Source organism: Microbulbifer epialgicus (genome assembly GCF_041447265.1).
Taxonomy (GTDB): Bacteria; Pseudomonadota; Gammaproteobacteria; order Pseudomonadales; family Cellvibrionaceae; genus Microbulbifer; species Microbulbifer epialgicus.
Map to the genome: position 1 here is coordinate 1 of NZ_JBGMEK010000143.1, position 5631 is coordinate 5631.

The following is a 5631-nucleotide window of genomic DNA, read 5'->3' on the forward strand; positions in this document are numbered from 1 at the left end:
AGTTCGGCGTTTCTCTTCCTGCGCGGAAGCGGGTAATTTTCTTGCATCAATAATATCCATTTGGGTATTATACAGAACTATAGAGCCACCGGGTTAATACCAATAGTAAAGTTGAATGGTTCCAGCATTGGCGAGGTTGGGAAAATTCAGAGCACACATTGAGAGTGTGTAAATAATGCTATGTAACCGCTCCTGCTAGTAAAGGTAGTGTTCAGAACTCTGTGTCATTTCTTTATCATTAACAAAAAAGAGATGACCCATGACTAAACCCACTTTCGATATGGATACTGCCATCAAGGCCTTGCGTGAAGGCAAAGACCTCAGTGACAAAGATAGCATTCTAACTCCTCTGATCAAGCAACTCACAGAAGCCGCCATGAAGGTGGAACTAGAATTGTCAATATCAGCCGGCTCTACCTGGAAATAAACAGCGGTTTACATTTACCGATATTGGCCAGAGTAGTAGCAATCAGTGACCCAATGGAAAAGCCGGAGCTGGCAGAAGAATTTCGCCCGCGCTATGGCGTGGATGTACAAGTGTTAACCCCTGAAGGCAAAGCCGATAATCGGTTGCCGATTTTTCGTAGTGTACCGCTGCCACTGCAATATGCTGGCAATGAGCGCGGAGCCTTTGGGTTTCCGCAACCGGGCACGGTGATTGAATTGGCTTTTGCCTATGGCGAACCAGATCAGCCCTTTATTCGTACCGTGTTATCCCGTGAAGTCGGCGTTCCAGCGCTCGAGCGTGAGGATTTAATTTGGCAGCAAAGCGACTCAGTGCGGCAAAAAGTCAATGCCAGTGCTGAGTGGAGCCGCGAAACCCACGGCGATATACGCGAGAAATCATTACGCAGAATTACCGAGGCCGCCGAAATTATAGCGAGCTGCGACAGTGAATGCCGACAAGTACGGGAACATTCCGTAGAAGAGGTGGCCGGCGTAAAAATAATTGAAGTCCTTGGAGCTTTACGTTTCTTATCTGCTGGCGGCCTGAACTTATCCGCGCTGGACAATCTAAATATTACAACAGCCAGTGATATTAATATTTCAGCGGGCCGCGACATAAAGGAACAAATCGGAAATATTCGCGAATCAGTGGCCAAGGTCCGCCAAACTATCAAAGTAAAAGACGGTGGCAAGGTTTGGTTAGGTAGTGAATCTTTAAACGTGCTGAAAGTGCTAGAGGATTTAATCGGCGTAGTGTCGGCACTGGCCGCCACCCTCGCGACGCACTCGCACCCCGCCAACGGGCAGAAACCAACACAAGAGGCGGCGATTAATGGTCACAAGAGTAGTGCGGATAGTTTGAAATCTCAGCTTGAGGCTGTACTGGCTTAAGCTGGTTATACACTTAAAAGGAGAGAAGTTATGAAAAATAAGATAAACAGATATGCCATATTCGCAGAACGGGTTCACTTGATGAATGGCGGAGCTAAGAGTTTTAGAGACTCTGCGCCCACTGAAGCGGCGGCAAAGGAGCTGGCAGAAGAGATTGCGAAGTCTAAGAAAGCAGAGTTTTATTCTTGGTTGCAGATTTTGGATATCGTGACCGGAAACTATACCGAGTATTCGATAAGGTGGGGTGGGGTTTTAGAGATGCGAAATTGCTCTCAGTGAGAGGCGGCTGTAAAAAATTATAACTAAGTGAGCGCCAGGGTGAATCGTGGCGCTCATCAGCTTTCAATTTCTAGTAGTAAAAAAATTATTGCATTATATGTTAAGTTTTTTAAATTTCCTCTGTGAGGCTTGATTGCTTTAATTTATCGAGAGGTTGCTTTCACTGACTCGTTAAGACCATTCCTCTTCTATATCTGTGATCTCAATGCAATCAGCCAAGTTACCTTTCCTCATTTGGTCTATAGTTTCAAAAAAGAGGGGGTGGTATATTTTTTTATCTTTGGGCAGGAAAAGATTTTCATGTGTTGTTCTACTTCAGCTTCCCACCATATCAGAATTGGCCTATTCAGCTCCTCAGCCCAACGTCCAAATGTACATACTAAGATTCGGTCGCTTGAAATATCTTTCTGTTTTCGGGTAAGCTGGAAAAGACTTAATGCATCATCATAAATGTGTTCCATTTCAGATGCATCAAAGTTTAAATTTAATTCGTTGGAAGTTATCTCTAGAATCAAATTGGTTATTTGAACTAGGCCTGTAAAGATAGTGCCAATGCTAGTATATGGCATGTTTACTCTTTGAAAGTGCGTTCCCGGTCTAATACTTAATGTATGTACTGCATTTCCTAAAACCCTCTTTTGTTCCTGAATATGTTCTTCAGAGAACCCTGATGTTGCAAGGCGTTCATTTGATTTTTCTGTAAACTTATTTAAATATAGTGCCGCTTTCGCTGGCCCATTAAGTTGGGGGGGGTTCAATGTCGAATTTTTTTACAGAACAGAAGGGAAACCAATCTCTATAAAGTGATGTCTTATCTAGGAATGAAATTCCAAGTTGACTTTCAATTCTTTCCATGAGCTTTAAGAAAGTTTCTTTGTGCTGAAAGTATTGACTAAAGGCCGTTTTTAGTTGTTCATGCTCCCATAGTTTACTATTTCTAGCTATATCATATTGGAGTGATTTGTTAGAGTTTGAAATTTGAGTGGCTGTTTGCTCGCTACGAAATATAAGAGCAATAATACCAAGGATTGCAAGAAAACCTGCGCCTATTTTTATTGCAGGCGCAAAATATATAAAAATATTGTTTATGCAAGTCATAGACATACAAGATTCATATCTTGCATTCTCTCCACCTGTTTGAACTCCCAGTAATATAGAAATCACTACTATTGAAGCGAGCGTGGCAATTATTCCTATATACAGTGTGTATGTGAATAAGGGGTATTCCCAAAGTGAGGCGTCTTCTTTTACTTCATATTTGGTTAGTGTGCTGACCATTTTTTCGTGAAGATATTTGCACATATTCCGACTCTTCTTTAATATCCTTTTATTTATCCAGAAACAGTTAGCTTTAATTTTTGGTTTTCAATGGGCGGGATATCTATTTTGCTTGAGTCCCTATTCTCATTTGTTATCGAAGCGGTGTGTCAGATTTTTCTATATCGAATTTCAGTTTTTTGTTATGAACCATGAACTCTTCTAGCGATAACAAGCTTAGATCTGGATTGCCCTGAGGTCCGATGTATACTTTCTTAATGAGGCTTTCGATATTTTGAAGTTTGATATAAGGTATTAGCCCTCCATTAGACTTCCTGAAGTGAACTTCTGTTTCATCCTCTAGTCTCACTCTAAATTTATCGTGACCGCTTTCGTTTTTCTCGCTTATGGTTTTTGGTGATGTGAATTTAAATATTCTTGTTTCTCTCTCATCTATGTAGTCAGGGTGTTTGTTGGTCATTTTAATTTTGTATATTTCATTTGAGCAGTAGGCTTGATGGAGTACAGAGTAGGCTACTTCCCAGTCGTCGCTTGTAAATATATGTCTCTTCGACTGTAAATCTTCATTATCTAAAAACCTCTCTATTCTGAGGCCGTTTTCATATTGTTCATTAATGTCATTTGCTAGTTTCTTCCACTGGCTAATTGTCTTTTTTTCGTCGTAATTACACTTTTCAATTTGAAAGCCGCGCCTGTCTTTCAGCTGGGCTTCATCAAACCCAATACAGTAACCGCCTTCTTTGGGGCAGTAGCCGCGCCACTGGCTTAGTATATTTTTTTCAGAAAATGATCCAACATACACCCTACCTTTTTTATTTGCTTGGCTCTCCTGATTAAGTTGTGAGAAGATATTAAGGGCGTAATTTTTATTGCAGTCTCTTAATATTTCATCTGAAAATTTATTTAATATATTTTGTGCATATTGCCCCTCGGTGTGATCATTGAGAAAGCGATTGTCAGTTAGCCAAAATTCACCTTCACCGATAATTCCGTGAAGTCCATTAATATCAGTGTAGTGATAGATTAATCCCACTTTACATCTGTCCTATCGTTTTTAGTTGGTTTGATAATGGGGTTTCAAAGAGTGTAAAAGCTAAAAAATGATTGTTGCCTGGATCAACTAGTTGAAGGTCAATAGTAATTGAATCCTCTTCAAGCCTTAGAGCAAGGGAGGTGAAGTGCCTGCGAGACTGCTTGAAGTAGTTACCGTTCCATTGGCAGCTGGCTTTAACTCCTTCGGGGTGATGCTCTAAGGAGTTGTACATAATTTTTGACCCTAATTTTTTATTTTGGATTTGAATATTACAGCGGTTGCTAGATGATTCACCTAGCGCAATCTGGATGCCGTCATCAGCGCTCCTGGCTTCTATGATTTTGAGTCGATCTGATTCAATTTCTACTAGGTTATCTATCGTTGGATAGGTTTCAATTTTCTTCTTTGCGTCTTGGCAACCCGATAAAGCGACCAAACACGCACTTACCTTTAAAAACCCCGTAAAAATTCGCATTACCAGTTCCCTCTGATTGTCTGTGATCAATAATTGTGCAGCAAAAAGGGGCGCCGGTCACTCCTCCCCACGCCTGCCGATTTTTGGCGTTCTTTTAGTTGGTGAAATCGAGAATGACGACGGGCTGTGAGCTGGTGCGGGCTCCAGGGCAAGTTGGCTTTTCACACATTGAAGAGTTTTGAAGAGAATTGAAGAAGAGTTTCATCAAAGCCGGGGGCAGATATCTGGTGTTCGCAGCTGGGCCAAATACGGACCAAAAAATTTCTGTGTGGACACAATGTGGACACTCTGGGGAATTTAAGCGCCATTTCTAAAAAAATTGGAGGTGCCGAGGGGGAAATGAAAAACCCGCGAAAGCTAGGGCTGACGCGGGTTTGAGAGATGGTAAGAGGCCGGACTCGAAAAACGGCTGGAAAGCTAGTGATTCCAGGGCCTCTGGATACAATCCTGAAAAAAGTAGCACCAAATGTAGCACCACTTTGAATTCCTGCTCCTCAATTAAAGGCACTCAACAATAGGGCATACCACTAAAAAGAGCCTCTATACACACCCTGCCATTTCATCTGATTTGACCTTAGTCTTGGCCAGTATCCATATACCTCAAACCGCGAATCTGGCGGTTTGGCTAGCATTCGACAGGGGATCGGCTTGAGCAGGAACGGCTTCTTGAGCGCATAAGATGGAGCCGCGAATCGCGACGTCACCTCAGTATTCAGGTCGCCTATGTTTCATCACCTCCAAAACCACAGGGCTGGTGGTTTTGAGAGTTAAACCAAAACCGGCAAATCACCGGTTTTCACTGCCAGACCAAAACCGACGCTTTGTCGGTTTGAAACGCCCAGAACAACTACTTAATTATCACTCCCCCCTACCTGAATTAAGCCATTGTGAAATCTAAGCTAGAACGGCAGTGCCGGATACAAGGCTGCCAGATATCCAACCTACCCCCCGTGGGTTCAGCTGGTCAGAACACCAAACCCCGAACTAGGGGTTTGCCCCTGACTGACTCTAAGGAGGGTATAACCCCCCTAGGAAAAATCAGATATCTGTTAACAGATCGGGGTCCGAATTACCCGTGTGTTAGCCTCTCAGGAGGACCCGTCGACCTCTAAGCTTGGCTTAGAGTTCAGCCATAGCCATCGAGTCAACTAGTGGGCGGTTAATCGTAAGCGTCCGGCCATCACACCTTGGCAGCAGGTGCCCAGTTATGTGGCAGCAGCTCGCCGAT

General features: G+C 42.9%; 6 protein-coding genes and 1 pseudogene. 3 read left to right on the forward strand and 4 right to left on the reverse strand.

The features are described from left to right. Positions 1-259 precede the first annotated feature (259 nt). The 3 genes and pseudogenes from ACCI49_RS23250 to ACCI49_RS23260 form a co-directional block, all read left to right on the forward strand. Positions 260-394, forward strand: a pseudogene (locus ACCI49_RS23250) (IS256 family transposase); the annotation flags it as partial. Positions 395-480: 86 nt separating this feature from the next. Next, positions 481-1338: a hypothetical protein gene (locus tag ACCI49_RS23255; RefSeq protein ID WP_371841627.1), complete on the forward strand. Its 858-nt coding sequence runs from the start codon at positions 481-483 to the stop codon at positions 1336-1338. Positions 1339-1368: 30 nt separating this feature from the next. Next, positions 1369-1617 carry a hypothetical protein gene (locus ACCI49_RS23260; protein WP_371841628.1) on the forward strand — a complete coding sequence of 83 codons (249 nt, stop codon included), beginning with the start codon at positions 1369-1371 and terminating at the stop codon, positions 1615-1617. A gap of 239 nt (positions 1618-1856) precedes the next feature. On the opposite strand, the gene ACCI49_RS23265 is transcribed toward ACCI49_RS23260, so the two are convergent. The 4 genes from ACCI49_RS23265 to ACCI49_RS23280 all read right to left on the reverse strand — a co-directional run bounded on the left by ACCI49_RS23265 (position 1857) and on the right by ACCI49_RS23280 (position 4403). Continuing rightward, a complete protein-coding gene (locus ACCI49_RS23265) occupies positions 1857-2375 on the reverse strand; it encodes a hypothetical protein (RefSeq protein WP_371841630.1) in 519 nt (172 codons plus the stop codon). Then, the gene (locus tag ACCI49_RS23270) at positions 2356-2919 is read right to left on the reverse strand and encodes a hypothetical protein (RefSeq protein WP_371841632.1); all 564 of its coding nucleotides are present in this window, start codon (positions 2917-2919) and stop codon (positions 2356-2358) included. The genes ACCI49_RS23265 and ACCI49_RS23270 overlap by 20 nt, the downstream gene beginning before the upstream one ends. 109 nt (positions 2920-3028) lie before the next feature. Next, the gene (locus ACCI49_RS23275) at positions 3029-3928 is read right to left on the reverse strand and encodes a DUF2971 domain-containing protein (protein WP_371841634.1); all 900 of its coding nucleotides are present in this window, start codon (positions 3926-3928) and stop codon (positions 3029-3031) included. Position 3929: 1 nt separating this feature from the next. Beyond that, complete coding sequence (locus ACCI49_RS23280; protein ID WP_371841636.1) at positions 3930-4403, reverse strand: hypothetical protein; 474 nt, start codon at positions 4401-4403, stop codon at positions 3930-3932. Positions 4404-5631 lie beyond the last annotated feature (1228 nt).